This is a genomic window from Micromonospora sp. TSRI0369 (assembly GCF_001905625.1).
GTDB lineage: Bacteria > Actinomycetota > Actinomycetes > Mycobacteriales > Micromonosporaceae > Micromonospora > Micromonospora echinospora_A.
In genome coordinates this window covers 395800-413052 of sequence record NZ_LIVU01000001.1, presented here as the reverse complement: position 1 = coordinate 413052, position 17253 = coordinate 395800, and the positions used below count along the sequence as shown (strand labels likewise).

The window sequence follows — 17253 nt, the reverse complement described above, 5'->3', positions numbered from 1 at the left end:
GCGAGGGGCGGTATGCACTGTGAGCGTAGAGGCGGGCCGGTACCCGCGCAGCCGCGAGTCCGCTGTGAAGCGGTCACGGAGGGCAACCCCTGACTCCATTCGCGTCATCCGTGTAATCCTGGATGCGTCCCGCGCGTCACGGTCGTCCGGCTCCGCCGGTCTCCGGCACGGGGCAAGGGGGACGGAGTGGGAGGCACCGACGTGACCGACGGCTGGGACTGGCGCCGGCCCGGCGGATCACCGGCACCGGGTGGACCGGCGCCGGGACGACCCGCGCAGGACACCCCGGGTCAGGCGACGTCGCCGTGGTGGTCGGACGCGCTCGCCGACCCGTGGCGGGACCCGTACGCGCCGGCCGCAGTGGTGGTTCCGGCCGCGCCGGCGCCCGGGGCGGGTGAGCCGGAGCCGGTCACCGATCCGGACCTGCCGACCCGGCCGGGGCTGCGCCAGGTGGTGCTGATTTCGCTGGTCACGGCGTTGCTGGCCGGTTCCCTGGGCAGCGCCCTGACGTACGCCCTCCTGCGCGGCGGGGACGTGCCGACGCTCGGCGCGCAGTCCGGGCAGGCCCCGGCGCTGGCCCAGCGCAAGCCGGAGTCGCTCGCGGGCGTCGCCGAGCGGGTCCTGCCCAGCGTGGTCACCATCCGGGTGGTCAGTCTCGGCGGCACCAGCGAGGGTTCCGGCTTCGTGGTCAGCGCCGAGGGGCACATCGTCACCAACGACCACGTGGTGGCCGACGGCCCCGGCAAGGCGACAGTCGTGTTCAACGACGGCAGCACCGCCGCGGGCACCGTGGTCGGGCAGGACCCGGAGTCGGACATCGCAGTGATCAAAGTCTCCCGCACCGGGCTGACCCCGGTGCAGTTCGGCGACTCCGACGCCCTGGCCGTCGGTGACCCGGTGCTCGCGATCGGCTCGCCGCTGTCGCTCGCAAACACCGTCACCGCCGGCATCGTGAGCGCGCTGGACCGGACGATGCAGGCCGGCGAGCCGGGCGGGCCGACCCGCTACTACGCCGCGATCCAGACCGACGCCGCCGTCAACCACGGCAACTCCGGCGGCCCGCTCGTCGACGGGGCCGGCCGGGTGGTCGGGGTGAACTCGACGATCAAGTCACTGGTGGCGGACGGGCAGGAGGCCGGCAACATCGGCCTTGCCTTCGCCATCCCGATCAACCAGGCGAAGCGGATCACCGAGGACATCATCGGCACCGGCAAGGCCCGGCGTACGGTGATCGGCGCCCAGGTCGGCGGCACCGGCGCCACCGGCGGCGGGGTACGCCTCAACGCGGTCGAGCCGGCCGGCCCGGCGGCGGCCGCCGGGCTGCGTACCGGGGACGTGGTGCTGCGGCTGGACGGCCATCCGATGACCGACCCGACCGATCTGGTGGCCCTGGTGCGCAAGTACGCGCCCGGGTCGGTGGTGACAGTCGAGTACCGGCGTGGGTCGTCGCGGCAGAACGCGTCGGTGACGCTCGCCGCTGACGCGAAGTGAGCACCGGTCACCCCCTCCCGGACGGTCACCTGACGTGCGTAGTCTTGCCCTGACACGGACGAGGAGGCCGCGGTGTTCGAGAACCTGAACTGGTGGGAGATCGGCGTCCTGCTGCTCCTGGCGCTGTTGATCTTCGGGGATCGGCTGCCCAACGTCATCAACGACGGTCTCCGGATGGTCCGCAACCTGCGCAACATGGCGCGCAACGCCACCGGCGACCTGAGCCGCGAGCTGGGCACGGACATCCAGCTGGAGGATCTGCACCCCAAGGCGTTCATCCGCAAGCATCTGCTCAGCGAGGACGACGAGCAGGCGATCCGCAAGCCGCTGCAGAGCATGTACGACAACCTGCGCTCGGACGTCACCGGCGTGCACGACGAGCTGAAGGACGTCGCGAAGGCCGCCGACCTGCGTACCCCCAGCGTGGCCACCGGCACGCCCACGCCGACGCCGCCGGCCCCCCGCCCATCCTACGACGACGCCACCTGACGGCCCTCTTGTCGCGCTGATCATGAAGTTGACGGCGCGACACGCCGCTCCGGCGACCGCCAACCTCATGATCGACCCCGGAAAAGGGGACGCCCCCTCCCGCATAGGCGGGAAGGGGCGGTGGGGAGCGGTGGGAGCTAGCGGCCTGCCGGCTTGAGGCCCAGGGGCTTGCCTAGCAGCGACTCGCGGCGCACCGCGAGGCGGTCGGCGACCTGGAACATGGCCTTCGCGGCCGGCGCGTCCGGCTGCGCCAGCACGATCGGCTGACCGGCGTCGCCGCCCTCACGTACCCGGGTGTCCAGCGGGATCTGCCCCAGCACCGGCACCTGCGCGCCGATGGTCCGGGTCAGCGACTCGGCCACCGCCGCGCCGCCACCGGCCCCGAAGACCTCCATCCGGGAGCCGTCCGGCATCTCCAGCCAGGACATGTTCTCGATGACGCCGACCACCCGCTGGTGGGTCTGCAGCGCGATCGCGCCGGCCCGCTCCGCGACCTCCGCGGCGGCGGCCTGCGGCGTGGTGACCACCAGGATCTCCGCGTTCGGCAGCAGCTGGGCCACCGAGATCGCGATGTCGCCGGTGCCCGGCGGCAGGTCGAGCAGGAGGACGTCCAGGTCACCCCAGTAGACGTCGGCGAGGAACTGCTGAAGCGCCCGGTGCAGCATCGGCCCGCGCCAGACCACAGCGGCGTTGCCGGGGGTGAACATGCCGATCGAGATGACCTTCACGCCGTGCGACTGCGGCGGCATGATCATGTCCTCGACGCGGGTCGGCGCGCCGTCGGCGCCGAGCATCCGGGGCACCGAGTGGCCGTAGATGTCCGCGTCCACCACACCCACCGACAGGCCCCGGGACGCGAGCGCGGCGGCCAGGTTGACGGTGACGCTCGACTTGCCGACGCCGCCCTTGCCGCTGGCGACCGCGTAGACGCGGGTCCGCGAGCCGGGCTGGGCGAACGGGATCACCGGCTCGGCCGTGGCACCACCGCCACGCAGCTTCGACTGCAGCTCCTGGCGCTGCTCCGGGCTCATCACCCCGAAGACGATCTCCACGCCGCTGACGCCGGGCACCGCGCCGACCGCGGCGGTGATGTCGCTGCGCAGCTTGTCCTTCAGCGGGCAGCCGGCCACGGTGAGCAGCAGCTCCACCCGGACCACGCCGTCGTCGTCCCGCTCGGCGGACTGGACCATGCCGAGTTCGGTGATCGGCCGGCGGATCTCCGGGTCGTTGACGGTGGCCAGGGCGGCCTGGATCGCGTCGGAGACGGTGCTGACGGGTGCTGACATGCCCGCAATGCTACGTCGCGGGTCATTGGCCACCGCCGCTGGCGGGGGCGGTGTGAGCGATTCGATGGCCGGTCAGCCGTCGTAGCGACCGTCCCGCGCGAAGTCGCCGTCCAGCTCGTCCCGGGGCTCGTCCAGGCGCTCGCCGCCGGCCGCCCGGCGGGTCCCGCGCTCCTGCTGCCGCCGCTCCAGCTTGCGACGCCGCTCGGCGGCCTCGTCCAGCTCCTCACCCAGCCGGGTCAGCTCGGAGCGGAGGAAGTCCCGGGTCGCCACATCACCCATCGCGATCCGCAACGCGGCGATCTCCCGCGCCAGGTACTCCGTGTCCGCCTTCTGCAACGTGGCCCGCCGCCGGTCCTCGTCCAGCGCGATCCGGTCCCGGTCCGCCTGCCGGTTCTGCGCGAGCAGGATCAGCGGCGCCGCGTAGGACGCCTGCAGGGACAGGATCAGGGTCAGGAACGTGAAGGTGTACGGGTCGAAGCGCAGGTTCGCCGGGGCCAGCGTGTTCCACAGGAACCAGGCGACCAGGATCAGCGTCATGTAGACGAGGAAGTTCGCCGTACCCATGCCCCGGGCGATGCCCTCGGCCCAGCGACCGAACGTCTCCGCGTCGACCCGGCGCAGGCGCAGGTTCCGCGGGGCGCGCGGCTGGTCCAGCCGGTCGCCTCGTCGCTGATCACTCATCGTCGCCGTCCAGGGGGCCGTCGTGGGTGGCGGACGAGGGGGATGCCGCGTCCCGGTCCCGCCAGTCCCGCGGCAGGGAGTGGTCGAGCACGTCGTCCACTGTCACCGCGCCGACCAGGCGGTTGTTCCGGTCCACCACCGGCATGCTCACCATGTCGTACGTCGCCATCCGGCGGGTGATCTCGGGCAGCGGCGTCGACGTCCGCAGCGGGTCGATGTCGTTCACCACGATGCCGCCGAGCAGATCGGCCGGAGGTTCCCGGAGCAACCGCTGGAAGTGCACCATACCCAGGTAGCGGCCGGTGGGCGTGGTCAGTGGGGCGCGGGTCACGAAGACCTGGGCGGCCACCGTGGGCGAGAGCTGCGGCTCCCGGATCCGGGCCAGCGCCTCGGCCACCGTGGCGTCCGGCGGCAGGATCACCGGCTCCGAGGTCATCACGCTGCCGGCCGTGCCGGAGGCGTAGCGCAGCAACTGGCGTACCGGGTCGGCCTCGTCCGGCTCCATCAGGTCGAGCAGCACGTCCTGCTCCGGCGGGGGCAGCTCGTTGAGCAGGTCGGCGGCGTCGTCCGGTTCCATCTCCTCCAGCACGTCGGCGGCGCGCTGGCGGTCCAGCGCGGCAAGGATCTCCACCTGGTCGTGCTCGGGCAGCTCGCCGAGCACGTCGGCCAGGCGCTCGTCGTCGAGCGCGGCGGCCACCTCGTTGCGCCGGGCGTCGGGCAGGTCCTGGAGGGCGTTGGCGAGGTCGGCCGGGCGCAGGTCCTCCAGGATGGCGAGCAGGTTCGCCGTACCCCGGTTGTCGCCCACCGCGCCCAGGCCGTGCACCCGGTCCCAGTCCACCTGGTGGAGGTGGCCGCGCCGGGTGAGCCGGCCGGTGTGCTCGCGGACGGCGACCCGGCTCAGCGTCCACTCGCCGCCGCGGCTGCACTCCATGGCCACGTCCACCACGGACCCGGCCCGCCCGCCTTCGACCTGGACCCGGCGGTCGAGCAGTTCCTGGAGCACCAGCAGCTCGTTCGGGCGCTTCTCGAAGCGGCGCAGGTTGAGCGTGCCGCTGCCGAGCACCACGCCGTCCGGATCGATGGAGGTGATCCGGTTGATGGAGAGGAAGATGCGCCGCCGCATCGGCATCTCGGCGACCAGGCCGACCACCTCCGGCGGTCGCTGGGTCGCGCGCATCCGCGCCACCGCGTCCCGGACGCGGCCGACCTGATCGCCGTTCGGGTCGAAAACGGCGACTCCGGCGAGTCGAGCGAGGTAGACCCGGTTCGGCGTGCTCACGGGCACCAGCCTAAGGGCCTACTCTCTAACAGCATGTCGACCTTGGGCTACGAGATCGTGGACGTCTTCACCGACCGCCCCTTCGCCGGCAACCCGCTGGCCGTGGTGTTCGGAGCGGAAGGGCTGGCCACCGAGCAGATGCAGGCGCTCGCGCTGGAGTTCAACCTGTCCGAGACGGTCTTCGTGCTCCCGCCCACACAGGTGGGCGCCACCTACCGGGCGCGGATCTTCACCCCGGCCGACGAACTGCCCTTCGCCGGGCACCCGAGCGTCGGCGCCGCGGTGACCGCGAGCCGGCGCGGCGTCTTCGAGGCGGGCCGGGTCACCCAGGAGTGCGGCGCCGGCGTCCTGCCGATCGAGGTGACCGCCACCGGCGCGACGCTCACCGGCGGCACGCCCACGCTCGGCCCGGAACTCGACCCGGAACCGCTGCTGGAGATGGTCGGCCTCACCGGCCCCGACCACGTCGGCCCGCCACCGCGCGTCGCCGGGTGCGGCCTTGAGTTCCCCTACCTTCCGGTACGCCCGGACGCGGTGGCCCGGGCACGGTTGAACACGGCGGCGGCGGAGCGGTACGGCGTGGAGCACGTCAGCCTCTTCTCCTGGGACGCCGATTCGCAAACCGCGCACGCCCGGGTCTTCGTGCCGGGGCTCGGCGTGCCCGAGGATCCGGCGACCGGCTCGGCCGCTCTCGGGCTGGGCGTGTGGCTGGTCGCCAGCGGGCTGCTGCCCGGCGAGGGGCGCGCGGAGTACACGGTCCGGCAGGGCATCGAGATCCACCGCCCCTCCACGCTGACCTGCACGGTGACCGCCTCCGGCGGGCTGGCGCTGGGCGCGACCGTCTCCGGCCATGTGATGCCGGTGGCCCGAGGCGAGATCACCGTCCCCCCTTTCATCGGCTGACCCCGCCCTGCCCACTCCCCGCCTCACCCTCCGCCCGGAGGGCTCACCCGGTGATCAAGGAGTTTGTGTCGGCGAACGGGCCTCTGGAGGACACAAACTCCTTGATCAAGCGGCCGGAGGCGGGGGCGGGTGGGCGGGTGAGGGTGAGGGCGGGAGGGATGGGGCGGGATGGGGGAGGATGGCGGGGTGAGTGACGAGGTGGACGAGCGGGTGACTCCTCCGCTGGTGGACGAGGCGGTGAAGAAGGCCGCTGTCTGCTGGGTGAGCAGTGGCGGCGGCCCGGCGTACGCGCTGTGGTGCCTCCCGCTGGACGGCACGCTGCTGGTGGTCACCGGCCCCGGTGAGCAGGCCGCCGCGGGGCTGGCCGACAGCGAGACGGCCGAGGTCACGCTGCGCGGCGACCACGGCGGACGAATCGTCACCTGGTCGGCGCGGGTGACCCGGCTGCGGCCCGGCACCGAGGAGTGGGACACCGCCGCGCCGCTGGTCGCGGCGAAGCGGCTCAACGCCTCAGGGGCCGCCGCCGACCTGGTTCAGCGGTGGGCGGCGCAGGGGTGCGCGCTCAACCGGCTCACGCCCGCAGGTGCCGCCGTGACCGGCGCCGACCTGCCGGACGGCTCGCTGAGTGAGCAGCCCCGGCCCGCCCCCGTGGTGCGGGCCGCCCGCAAGCCGTTCCGCCTGCACCGCGTCCGCCGCCGCTGACCGCGAACCGTCCGACGGCCCGTGTCCGACGGGCCGGGCCGGGTCCGACAGGCCGGGCAGCGTCCGACGCGCCCGGTCAGGCGACGGGGACCGGGTCGAGCAGGTCGAGCACGTCTGTCAGCGAGGTCAGCGACGGCCCGTCGAAGCCGTGGTCGGCGTTGAGGACCACGTGGCCGGCCAGGTCCGGCGCGGCCAGCCGGACCGCGCTCAGCCCGGCCCGTTCCGCGCCGGTCAGTTCCTGGCTGTCGCCGTCGCCGACGTAGAGGCAGTCGGCCGGGGCTTGGCCGAGCCGGTAGCAGGCGGCAAGGTACAGCTCCGGGTCCGGTTTGCAGCGTCCGAGGCGTACCGAGAAGATCTGGGCGTCGAGCAGCGGCGCGACCGCGAGTTGTGGCAGGAACGCCGGCAGTTCGTGCGTGCAGTCGCTGACCAGCCCGGTGCCGACGCCCCGGTGGCGCAGCGCGGCCAGCACCGAAACCGCCTCCGCGCGTAGCCGGGTGTCGGCCCGTACGGCCCGGTGGCGGGTGGCGACGGCGGCGCGCACCGCCGCGTCGGACGGGTGGACGCCGAGCCGGGCGCACACCCAGCGCATGGTGGACTCGGCGTTCCCGAAGGAACCGCTGGCCCGTTCGTAGAAGCTGCCGTCCAGCACCTCCACCAGCGCCTCGGTGGAGCAGCCGAGCAGTTCGGCGGTGGCGCGGTGGGCGGCGCCGCGCCGGACGCCGTGGGTCAGGGTGCCGAAGAAGTCGAACAGCACGGCCTGGAATCTGGGCATGAGGGAACGCCTCCGGACGTCGAGGGGGAGATCGCCGGGACGCATGATCGTAACGGAGTGCTGACTTTCCGTGTCTGTCGGGTGTCCGTGTGAGGATTACCGTTCGTGCCGACCGTTCCGCACCGCCCGCCGCTCGACGTGTTGACGGTGGGCGCGCTCGCCCTCGCCGTCGCCTCGGTGTCGTCCTCGGCGCCGCTCGTGGCGTTCGCCGCCGCCTCGGCGCTCGCTGTCGCGTTCTGGCGTACCGCGTTGTCGGCGGTGGTCCTGGGGCCGGTGGCGCTGACCCGTCGACGGGCCGAACTGCGCGCCCTGACGGTCGGGCCGGGCCGGCGCGAGGGCCTCTACTGCGTACTCGCCGGGGTGGCGCTGGCCGCACACTTCGCCACCTGGATGCCGAGCGCGCAGCTCACCTCGGTCGCGGCCGCGACCGCGCTCGGCGCGACGCAGCCGGTGTGGCAGGGCCTGATCGCCCGCTGGCAGGGACGGCGGCTGCCGTCGGCGGTGTGGGCCGGCATCGCGGTGGCCGTGCTCGGCGCGGCGCTCGCCACCGGCGCGGACTTCGGCGTCTCCGGCCGCGCGTTCGCCGGTGACCTGCTCGCGGTGGTCGGCGGCCTGTTCGCGGCCGTCTACACCGCCTTCGGCGAGCGGGCCCGGGCGAGCATCAGCACCACCACCTACACCACCGTCTGCTACGGCGTGTGCGCGCTGGTCCTGCTGGTGGTGTGTCTGCTCGGCGGGGTACGCCTGCACGGCTTCGACGGCCCGACCTGGCTGGCGATCCTCGGCCTGGTGGCCGGCGCCCAACTGCTCGGCCACTCGATGTTCAACTACGCCCTGCACCGGGTCTCCGCGACCACCGTGAGCGTGCTGATCCTGCTGGAGGCGCCCGGCGCGGCACTGATCGGCTGGGTGTGGCTGGATCAGCTGCCCCGGCCCCTGGCCCTGCCCGGCCTGGCGTTGCTGCTGGCCGGCGTGGCGGTGGTGGTGCTCGGCGGGGCGCGGGCCGGTCGCCGCGTCACGCCGGTCGCCGCGCCCGCCGATCCGACCCCGCTCGGCGACGCGGCGCAGGCGCGGCGACCCGGCGACGCTCCCGCGCCCGACTGAGCCGGTCGGGGCGAAGTCGCGCCGTTCCGGCCACCGGGCGGTCCGGTTTGCACGAAAGTGCTCAGGGTGAGGGCGGAGCGGGACGACGCGGCGCAGGCGGGCACCGTCGTCACGCCCTCGGCCGAGTTCCCGCCGCTCGGCGACGAGGAACGGGCGGCGCTCGGCCGGATCGGCGAGCGGTGGCGCGGCCCGCGCCGCGCCGACGACCTGCCGGTCGACCCGACGCTCGGGCGGCACGACCACCAGCCGGCGCCGACCCGGTTCGGCCGGCTGGCGCCGATCGACATGTTCACCGTGGCGCAGCCGGGCGAACTGGTCGCCACCGGCGCGGCGGACATGCCCGGCAACCGGGCCGGCCGGTCGGTCGCCCGGGTCCGCCGGACCCTGTTCGGTCCGCCGTTGTCCAGCGCGTCGGTGTTGTACGAGCGGATGCGCAAGCTGGTCGCGCTGCCGGTGCTCTCCTCGGACCTGCTCAGCTCCGTGGCGTACGGGCCGGAGGCGATGCTCGCGGTGCTGGTGCTGGCCGGGAGCGCCGCGCTCGGGCTGGCCCTGCCGCTGGCCGCCGTCCTGGTGGTGCTGATGGTCGCGGTCGGCCTGTCGTACCGGCAGACCATCCCGGCCTACCCGCACGGCGCCGGCTCGTACATCGTCGCGGGGGACAACCTCGGGCGTACGCCGGGACTGGCCGCCGCGGCCGGGCTGATGCTCGACTACGTGCTGACCGTGTCGGTGTCGGTCGCGGCCGGGGTGCACGCGGTCACCTCGGCGCTGCCCGGGCTCGACCGGTGGACGGTGCCGCTCGGCGTGCTGGTGATCGCCGTGCTGCTGGCCGGGAACCTGCGCGGTGTACGCACCGCCGGGAACATCTTCGTGCTGCCCACGTACGCGTTCGTGGTGGTGCTGGTCGCGGTGCTGGCGGTCGGGTACGCGAAGGCCGCCTCGCGGGGTTTCGCGCCGCTGCCGCCGCCCTCGGCGCCGGCCGCCGAGGGCCTGGGCCTGCTGCTGGTGCTGCGGGCGTTCTCCTCCGGCGCGGTGTCGATGACCGGCATCGAGGCGGTCTCCAACGCGGTGCCCGCGTTCCGCCCGACCGAGTGGCTCAACGCCCGCACCACGCTCGGCTGGATGGTGGCCATGCTGGTCACGCTCTTCGCCGGCCTGGTCGGGCTGATCCACCTCGACGGCCTGGCGCCCCGGGCGGACGAGACGCTGCTGTCCCAGCTCGGCCGGGTGACGTTCCCCAGCGGACCCGGGTACGCGATCCTCCAGGCCACCACCGCGCTGATCCTGCTGCTCGCGGCGAACACGGCGTTCAACGACTTTCCCCGGCTGCTGTTCTTCATGGCCCGGGACGGCCACGCGCCGCGCCGCTTCCTGCACATGGGCGACCGGCTGGCGTTCAGCAACGGGCTGGTGGCGCTGGCGCTGACGGCCGTGCTGGTGTTCGTCGCGTTCGGCGGGCACACCGAGCGGCTGATCCCGCTCTACGCGGTGGGCGTCTTCCTCGCCTTCACGCTGTCCCAGACCGGGATGGTGGTGCACTGGCGACGCCGCCGGGGACCGGGCTGGCGCCGCCGGCTCGCGCTGAACGCGGTCGGCGCGACGCTGTCCGGTCTGGTGCTGCTGACCGCGGCGGTCGCCAAGTTCGCCGAGGGCGCCTGGGTGGTGGTGCTCGCGGTGCCGCTGCTGGTGCTGCTGTTCCGCCGGATCCGCAGGCACTACGACCGGCTGCACGGCGCGCTGGCGCTGCACTCGCCGCCGTCCGCGCCGCCCGCCGAGTGCGACGAACTGCCCCAGCAGGTACGCCACCTGGTGGTGGTGCCGGTGGCCCGGCTGAACCGGGCGTCGCTGCGCGCGCTGGCGTACGCGACGTCACTCGGGCGGCCGACGCTCGCCGTGCACATCGCTCCGGCGCAGGACGAGGCGGACCGGTTCCGGGACCAGTGGCGGACCTGGGGCGACCACCTGCGGCTGGAGACGATCGTGTCGCCGTACCGGTCGGTGATCGGGCCGCTCGCGCACTACCTGGAGGCGCTGCACACCGCGAGCCCGGAGCTGACGCTCACCGTGATCGTGCCGGAGGTGGTGCTGCGCCGGCGGCGGTACCGGCTGCTGCACAGCCGCGCCGAGCAGCGGCTGCGGACCGCCCTGCGGGCGCTGCCCGGCGTGGTGGTCACGAGCGTCCCGGTGCACGTGACGTGACCTCAGAGGTATCCGGCGAAATGGTCGGCGACCAGCGCGGCGACCGCCTCGGCGTCCCGGCCGCGGTCGATCTCGATCACGCGGACCCCGAGTGCCCGGGCGCGGGCGACAGCGTCGGCGGCGACCAGTTCGTCGCGCGCGATCCGATGACGCCACGCCTGCTCCGGGTCACTCACCCCGGGGTGGCGGGCTGTCGCCCGAGGCAGCCGTTCCAACTGGTACGCGCGGAACTCCGGCGTCGGTACCAGCACCACCATCTGCCGGGTCGACTCGACGACCGGGGCGACCAGTTCGGGGCGCAGCCCCCAGCCCTCGGCGACCACCCGACGACCGCTCACCAGCGCGCTCAGGTCGTCCAGCACCCACTCGAAGCGGCGCGGAAACTCGGCGAGGGTCTCGGCTGCCATCCGCTCCGGGTTCGTCGTCACCCAGATCGCCTCCGCGTCCGGACCGTCCGGCGGCTCACCTCGGCGGATCCGGTCGGCGATCCGCCGGTCGTCGTGCCCTCGCGCGTCGTGGCGGTCGTAGAGGTACGCGGTCAGCCCGTACCGCAGCGCCAACGTGACAGCGAGTGTCGTCTTGCCGGCCCACTGCGCGCCGCCGATCCAGAGCGCCCGGCGGGCGGTGGCCAGGGGATCGAAGTCCATGCCCCGACCCTGCGCCTCACCAGCTCCAAGATCAAGTCTTGTTCTTCGTGACCCTTCGTGATGAAGTGAGGGAAGAGGGACGCGTCAGACGTCGTGTACCTCCAGCACGCGGGTGGCGGGCGCGGCGTCGCCCAGCTCGGCGCGCAGCGTGACGCGGTCCGGGTCGACCAGGAACGCGTCCAGCCCGGCGCGGGCCGCGAACCGGATCACGTGCACCTCGGTCTCCCCGTCGCCGGTACGCAGCCGCCGTTCCAACTCGCCGCCGTGCCGGCCGAGCAGCGCCAGCACCGCGTCCTCGTACCGCCGCCCGGCGTCCGCGTCGGCGCTCAGGTCGACCAGCGCGACCAGCAGGACCTCGTTCCCCGTCGTCATGGCGTCGAGTGTCCCAGCGGACCGGCGGTCGCGGTGGCCCTCAGACGTCGATGCCGACCGCTTTCGCGCTGGCCGTCCAGAGCCGGGCGGCGAGCGCCGGGTCGGCCGCCTTGGGCCGGGGCCGGTGCGGCTTCCGGTCGGCGTAGTAGCCGCCGTTCGTCAGCCGGGACGGGTCCTGGCAGGCGAGCCAGACCAGCGTCTCCGCGCCCTTCTCCGGGCTGCGGAACGGCAGCAGCCGCATGCCGAGCGCCACGATCCGGCTCTCGTTGCCGAAGCGGGTACGCACCACGCCGGGGTGGAACACGTGCGCCGGCACCTCCGGCCAGCGCCGGGCCGCCTCGGCGGTGAACAGGATGTTCGCCTGCTTGCTGGTGCCGTACGCGCGGAACGGCCGGTAGGAGCGCAGCGCGGAGTTGAGGTCGTCCGGGTCGAGCACGCCGCTGCGGTGCGCGTCCGAGCCGGTGACCACCATCCGCCCGATCCGGTCGCGCAGCAGGTTGCTGAGCAGGAACGGGGCGAGGTGGTTGGCCTGCATGCTCAGCTCGAAACCGTCGACCGTGGCGATCGGTTCCAGCACGATCGCGCCCGCGTTGTTGGCGAGCACGTCGATCCGGTCGTACCGCTCGCGCAGCCGTTCGGCGAGCCCGCGTACGTCGTCGAGCACCGCGAAGTCGGCGCGGAACAGCTCGGGCTGCTCGCCGCAGCACTCGCGGACGCGCTCGCCCGCGGCGCGCAGCCGGGCCGGGTCGCGGCCGACGAGCACCACCTGGTCGCCGCGGCGCGCCAGCTCCTCGGCGGCGGCCAGGCCGATGCCGGAGCTTGCCCCGGTCAGCACCACGATCCGACGCTCAGTGAGATCTTCCACAGGTCCATTCACCCCGGTCACGGCACGAGGTTACCGTGGCGTCACCACGCCCTTTGGGATCGTTAAGTTCTCGAAATCCACCGCTGCGTCGGCGCCTGCGCCGGACGCTGGAAGGAGCGCATCCATGACCGCTGTCGGTCGCCCCCGCCGATCCTGCCTGGCGGTACCCGGCTCCAGCGTCAAAATGCTCGGCAAGGCCCAGGGCCTCCCCGCCGACCAGGTCTTCCTGGACCTGGAGGACGCGGTCGCGCCGCTGGCCAAGCCGGACGCGCGCAAGAACATCGTGGCTGCGCTGAACGAGGGCGACTGGACCGGCAAGACCCGCGTGGTCCGGGTGAACGACCTGACCACGCCGTGGACGTACCGGGACGTCATCGAGGTGGTCGAGGGTGCCGGGGCGAACCTGGACTGCATCATGCTGCCGAAGGTGCAGAACGCCGAGCAGGTGCACTGGCTGGATCTTCTGCTCACCCAGATCGAGAAGACGCTCGGCCTGGAGGTGGGCCGGATCGGCATCGAGGCGCAGATCGAGAACGCGGCCGGGCTGGTGAACGTGGACGCCATCGCGGGGGCCTCGCCCCGGGTCGAGACGATCATCTTCGGCCCGGCCGACTTCATGGCCTCGATCAACATGAAGTCGCTGGTGGTCGGCGCGCTGATCCCGGACTACCCGGGCGACCCGTACCACTACATCCTGATGCGCATCCTGATGGCCGCGCGGATGCACGACAAGCAGGCCATCGACGGCCCGTTCCTGCAGATCCGCGACGTGGACGCGTTCCGCGAGGTGGCGAAGCGCTCGGCGGCGCTGGGCTTCGACGGCAAGTGGGTGCTGCACCCCGGCCAGATCGACGCGGCGAACGAGGTCTACTCGCCGGCGCAGGCCGACTACGACCACGCCGAGCTGATCCTCGACGCCTACGACTACTACACCTCGGAGGCGGGCGGGAAGCTCGGCGCGGTGATGCTCGGCGACGAGATGATCGACGAGGCGTCCCGCAAGATGGCGCTCGTGATCGCCGCCAAGGGCCGCGCCGCCGGCATGTCCCGTACCTCCTCGTTCACGCCGCCAGCGGCCTGACCGCACGCCGGGCCGCCCCCTCGCCGGGGGCGGCCCGGTGGCGTCAGTAGCTGCTGCTGGTGCTGGACGCGCCGATCGCGATCACGATCATCACGATGTAGAAGATGATGACGGCGGCGAGCAGGGCGGTCAGGATCCAGCCCACGATGATGGCCGCCTTGGCCATGCCCTCGCCCTGCTCACCGGTCTCCCGGATCTGCTTGCTGGCGACGTGGCCCATGATCGCGCCGATCGGCGCGGTGATGCACGAGGCGAAGCCGACGAGCGACAGGACCAGCGCCACGATGGCCATAGTGTTGGTGCGGGCCGGCGGCATCGCGTAGCCGGGATAGGCCCCCGGCGGCGGGTAGGCGCCCGGGGGCGGGTAGCCGGGCATCGCGGCGGCGTACGGGTCACCGCCGGGCGGGGCGTAGGGGGACTTCGCGACCGCGTACGGGTCGGCGACCGGAGCATAGGGATCGGCGACCGGCGCGTACGGGTCGGCCGGGCCCGGCTGATTCGGGATCCCGGGCATTATCGGGTCGGCCGGCGGCGCCGAGTGCGGCCCGGCCGCCGAGGGGTCCTGCCAACCACCGGGCGGTGGGGGATAGCTCATCTGATCATCTCCAGGTACGTGGTCGGCTCAGGGTAGCCACCGGGCGCGCGACACGGAGCACCCTCTTTCCGGGCGCGCGTTGCCCGGCGGGTCGGTACCGGGCAGGATCCTCGGCATGGCACTTGACGCGCGTGGGGGTCGGTCGCGACGGGACATGAGCCGGCCGGGGTCGGTGCGGCGCCCGCGTGGCGGCGAGCCGGTCGGCGCCGCCGACTCCGAACGGCCGGCGCCGCTGCCGGAACCGGCCACCATGCGGCTGGACGGCCGCGTCGCGCTCGTCACCGGCGCGGGCAGTCCTGACGGCATCGGGTACGCGACCGCGCGCCGGCTGTCCGACCTGGGCGCCCGGGTCGCGATCGTCTCCACCACCCGGCGCATCCACGACCGCGCGGGCGAACTGGGTGTGACCGGTTTCGTCGCCGACCTCACCGACGAGTCGGAGGTGGGCGCGCTCGCCGACGCGGTGGCCGAGCAGCTCGGCGACGTCGAGGTGCTGGTGAACAACGCGGGCCTGGCCAGCCGGGCCAGCCCGGAGGTGCTGCGCCCGGTGGCGCAGCTGACGTACGACGAGTGGCGCGGCGAGATCGACCGCAACCTGACCACGGCGTTCCTGTGCAGCCGGGCGTTCATCGGCGGCATGGCCGAGCGGGGCTGGGGGCGGATCGTCAACCTGGCCGCCACCGCCGGGCCGGTGAACGCGCTGCCCACCGAAGCCGGTTACGCGGCGGCCAAGGCCGGTGTGGTCGGGCTGACCCGGGCGCTGGCGATGGAGATGATCGCCGACGGGGTCACTGTGAACGCGGTGGCGCCGGGCATCATCCACACCGCGGCGTCCACGATGGCCGAGATCAAGCAGGGGCTGGGCACTCCGGTCGGGCGTCCCGGCACGCCGGACGAGGTGGCCGCCGCGATCGCGTTCCTCTGCTCGCCCGCCGCCTCGTACATCACCGGGCAGATGCTCGTGGTCGACGGTGGCAACAGCGTCCGGGAGGCGCAGTTCCGCTGAGCGTCAGTAGGTGCCGTTGTCGGAGTTGGCCCAGATCGCCAGCCCGATCCAGCCGCAGCAGGCCACCAGGCCGACAGCGGTGAAGATGTAGCTGAGGATCAGCCCCCAGGTGGCGAGCTGGTCGCCGTCCTCGCCGGTCTGCCGGATCTGCCGCTTGGCCAGGTGGCCGCAGACGATGCCGGCGGGCGCGAAGACGAACGCGAAGACCAGCGACAGGATGGCGAGCACGTTCGTGCCGCCGGGGCGCGGCCCCTGCCCAGGCGGGCCGTACTGGCCGTAGGGCGGCTGCGGGGCGTACGGGGGCTGCTGGCCCCACTGCGGGTGCTGCTGGCCGTACTGCGGCTGCCCGTACGGCTGGCCGTGCGGCGGCGGCTCGTACGGTGAGGGTGGCTGCTCGTCGGTCACGCGCGCCCCTTTTCCCCAGGTGAACGGGCCCTCTCTCTTGCGGACGCTACCCGCAGCGGTGAACCTTTTCACAGCGGTTGTAGGGACTGGTCACCTTGGCTGTGCCGGTCCCGGGGCCGATACTGACCGAGCGTTCAGTTACCCCTGAGTAATGCGCCGACGACCCCGGAGGCTGAGATGGCCCGACTCGCCCAGACGCCCGGACTGACCGACGTGCAGCGGTCGATCCTGGAAACTGTCCGGGAGTTCGCCGACAAAGAGATCATCCCGCACGCGCAGCGGCTGGAGCACGCCGACGAGTACCCGAGCGACATCCTCGACGGCATGCGCGAGATGGGGCTGTTCGGCCTCACCATCGACGAGGAGTACGGCGGGCTGGGCGAGTCCCTGCTGACGTACGCGCTCGTGGTCGAGGAGCTGTCCCGGGGCTGGATGTCGATCTCCGGCATCGTCAACACGCACTTCATCGTGGCGTACCTGATCTCGCAGCACGGTTCGGCCGACCAAAAGGCCCGGCTGCTGCCCCGGATGGCCACCGGCGAGGTGCGCGGCGCGTTCTCGATGTCCGAGCCCGAGTGCGGCTCGGACGTCTCGGCGATCAAGTCGAAGGCCGTCCGCGACGGCGACAACTACGTTCTCAACGGCCAGAAGATGTGGCTGACCAACGGCGCGTACTCGTCGGTGGTGGCCACCCTGGTCAAGACCGACACCGGGGCCGACTCGGTCTACGGCAACATGAGCACCTTCCTGCTGGAGAAGGAGCCCGGCTTCGGCGAGACCGCCCCCGGCCTCACCATCCCCGGCAAGATCGACAAGATGGGCTACAAGGGCGTCGAGACCACCGAGATGGTGCTCGACGGCGTCACGGTGCCCGCCTCCGCCGTGCTCGGCGGCGAGGAGAAGGTCGGCCGCGGCTTCTACCAGATGATGGACGGCATCGAGGTCGGCCGGGTCAACGTCGCGGCCCGCGCCTGCGGCATCTCGATCCGGGCGTTCGAGCTGGCGGTCGCGTACGCCCAGCAGCGCCACACCTTCGGCCAGCCGCTCGCCAAGCACCAGGCCGTCGCGTTCAAGCTCGCCGAGATGGGCACGAAGATCGAGGCCGCGCACGCGCTCATGGTCAACGCCGCCCGGCTCAAGGACGCCGGCCAGCGCAACGACGTCGAGGCGGGCATGGCGAAGCTGCTGGCCTCCGAGTACTGCGCCGAGGTGGTCCAGGAGGCGTTCCGGATCCACGGCGGCTACGGCTACTCCAAGGAGTACGAGATCGAGCGCCTGATGCGCGAGGCGCCGTTCCTGCTGATCGGCGAGGGCACCTCGGAAATCCAGAAGACCATCATCTCGCGCGGCCTGCTCAAGCAGTACAAGCAGTAGGC

18 protein-coding genes are annotated in these 17253 nt (G+C 72.9%); 9 read left to right on the top strand and 9 right to left on the bottom strand.

The window, feature by feature from the left end; genetic code table 11:
- Positions 1 to 186: 186 nt before the first annotated feature.
- A complete protein-coding gene (locus AMK25_RS01980) occupies positions 187 to 1491 on the top strand; it encodes a S1C family serine protease (RefSeq protein ID WP_192900183.1) in 1305 nt (434 codons plus the stop codon).
- A 72-nt stretch (positions 1492 to 1563) separates the two neighbouring features.
- A complete protein-coding gene (locus AMK25_RS01975) occupies positions 1564 to 1980 on the top strand; it encodes a preprotein translocase subunit TatB (RefSeq protein WP_073825630.1) in 417 nt (138 codons plus the stop codon).
- 137 nt (positions 1981 to 2117) lie between these two features.
- On the opposite strand, the gene AMK25_RS01970 is transcribed toward AMK25_RS01975, so the two are convergent.
- The 3 genes from AMK25_RS01970 to AMK25_RS01960 form a co-directional block, all read right to left on the bottom strand.
- Positions 2118 to 3266 (bottom strand): Mrp/NBP35 family ATP-binding protein, encoded by a 1149-nt coding sequence (locus AMK25_RS01970; RefSeq protein ID WP_073825626.1) that lies wholly within the window; start codon positions 3264 to 3266, stop codon positions 2118 to 2120.
- Positions 3267 to 3338: 72 nt separating this feature from the next.
- A complete protein-coding gene (locus AMK25_RS01965; protein ID WP_073825623.1) occupies positions 3339 to 3947 on the bottom strand; it encodes a DUF1003 domain-containing protein in 609 nt (202 codons plus the stop codon).
- Positions 3940 to 5226 carry a magnesium transporter MgtE N-terminal domain-containing protein gene (locus AMK25_RS01960; protein WP_073827029.1) on the bottom strand — a complete coding sequence of 429 codons (1287 nt, stop codon included), beginning with the start codon at positions 5224 to 5226 and terminating at the stop codon, positions 3940 to 3942. Before AMK25_RS01960 ends, AMK25_RS01965 begins: the two co-directional genes overlap by 8 nt.
- 33 nt (positions 5227 to 5259) lie before the next feature.
- Here AMK25_RS01960 and AMK25_RS01955 point away from each other — a divergent pair, with 33 nt between their 5' ends.
- Together AMK25_RS01955 and AMK25_RS01950 are read left to right on the top strand one after the other, a co-directional pair.
- Positions 5260 to 6129: a PhzF family phenazine biosynthesis protein gene (locus AMK25_RS01955; RefSeq protein ID WP_073825620.1), complete on the top strand. Its 870-nt coding sequence runs from the start codon at positions 5260 to 5262 to the stop codon at positions 6127 to 6129.
- A gap of 168 nt (positions 6130 to 6297) precedes the next feature.
- On the top strand, positions 6298 to 6831 hold the full coding sequence (locus AMK25_RS01950) for a hypothetical protein (RefSeq protein ID WP_198937423.1): 534 nt from the start codon (positions 6298 to 6300) through the stop codon (positions 6829 to 6831).
- A 76-nt stretch (positions 6832 to 6907) separates the two neighbouring features.
- Here AMK25_RS01950 and AMK25_RS01945 read toward each other — a convergent pair whose 3' ends face one another.
- On the bottom strand, positions 6908 to 7603 hold the full coding sequence (locus AMK25_RS01945; protein ID WP_073825614.1) for an HAD family hydrolase: 696 nt from the start codon (positions 7601 to 7603) through the stop codon (positions 6908 to 6910).
- 105 nt (positions 7604 to 7708) lie between these two features.
- On the opposite strand from AMK25_RS01945, the gene AMK25_RS01940 reads away from it, so the two are divergent.
- Positions 7709 to 8707: a DMT family transporter gene (locus tag AMK25_RS01940; protein ID WP_073825611.1), complete on the top strand. Its 999-nt coding sequence runs from the start codon at positions 7709 to 7711 to the stop codon at positions 8705 to 8707.
- Between the two features lie 66 nt (positions 8708 to 8773).
- The gene (locus AMK25_RS01935; RefSeq protein WP_241826213.1) at positions 8774 to 10906 is read left to right on the top strand and encodes an APC family permease; all 2133 of its coding nucleotides are present in this window, start codon (positions 8774 to 8776) and stop codon (positions 10904 to 10906) included.
- A 2-nt stretch (positions 10907 to 10908) separates the two neighbouring features.
- On the opposite strand, the gene AMK25_RS01930 is transcribed toward AMK25_RS01935, so the two are convergent.
- From AMK25_RS01930 to AMK25_RS01920, 3 genes are all read right to left on the bottom strand, one after another.
- The gene (locus AMK25_RS01930) at positions 10909 to 11553 is read right to left on the bottom strand and encodes a hypothetical protein (RefSeq protein WP_073825604.1); all 645 of its coding nucleotides are present in this window, start codon (positions 11551 to 11553) and stop codon (positions 10909 to 10911) included.
- An 84-nt stretch (positions 11554 to 11637) separates the two neighbouring features.
- Entirely contained in the window at positions 11638 to 11925 is a 288-nt protein-coding gene (locus AMK25_RS01925; protein ID WP_073825601.1) for a hypothetical protein, read from the bottom strand.
- Between the two features lie 40 nt (positions 11926 to 11965).
- Entirely contained in the window at positions 11966 to 12790 is an 825-nt protein-coding gene (locus tag AMK25_RS01920; RefSeq protein WP_073825597.1) for an SDR family NAD(P)-dependent oxidoreductase, read from the bottom strand.
- Between the two features lie 124 nt (positions 12791 to 12914).
- Here AMK25_RS01920 and AMK25_RS01915 point away from each other — a divergent pair, with 124 nt between their 5' ends.
- Positions 12915 to 13871, top strand: a complete 957-nt coding sequence (locus AMK25_RS01915; protein WP_073825594.1) for an HpcH/HpaI aldolase/citrate lyase family protein — start codon at positions 12915 to 12917, stop codon at positions 13869 to 13871.
- Positions 13872 to 13914: 43 nt separating this feature from the next.
- On the opposite strand, the gene AMK25_RS01910 is transcribed toward AMK25_RS01915, so the two are convergent.
- Positions 13915 to 14466 carry a DUF4190 domain-containing protein gene (locus AMK25_RS01910; protein WP_073825590.1) on the bottom strand — a complete coding sequence of 184 codons (552 nt, stop codon included), beginning with the start codon at positions 14464 to 14466 and terminating at the stop codon, positions 13915 to 13917.
- Positions 14467 to 14581: 115 nt separating this feature from the next.
- Between AMK25_RS01910 and AMK25_RS01905 the strand changes: the two genes are divergently transcribed.
- On the top strand, positions 14582 to 15472 hold the full coding sequence (locus tag AMK25_RS01905; protein ID WP_073825586.1) for an SDR family NAD(P)-dependent oxidoreductase: 891 nt from the start codon (positions 14582 to 14584) through the stop codon (positions 15470 to 15472).
- 3 nt (positions 15473 to 15475) lie between these two features.
- On the opposite strand, the gene AMK25_RS01900 is transcribed toward AMK25_RS01905, so the two are convergent.
- A complete protein-coding gene (locus tag AMK25_RS01900; protein ID WP_073825583.1) occupies positions 15476 to 15877 on the bottom strand; it encodes a DUF4190 domain-containing protein in 402 nt (133 codons plus the stop codon).
- A gap of 177 nt (positions 15878 to 16054) precedes the next feature.
- On the opposite strand from AMK25_RS01900, the gene AMK25_RS01895 reads away from it, so the two are divergent.
- The gene (locus tag AMK25_RS01895) at positions 16055 to 17251 is read left to right on the top strand and encodes an acyl-CoA dehydrogenase family protein (protein WP_073825580.1); all 1197 of its coding nucleotides are present in this window, start codon (positions 16055 to 16057) and stop codon (positions 17249 to 17251) included.
- Positions 17252 to 17253: the final 2 nt, after the last annotated feature.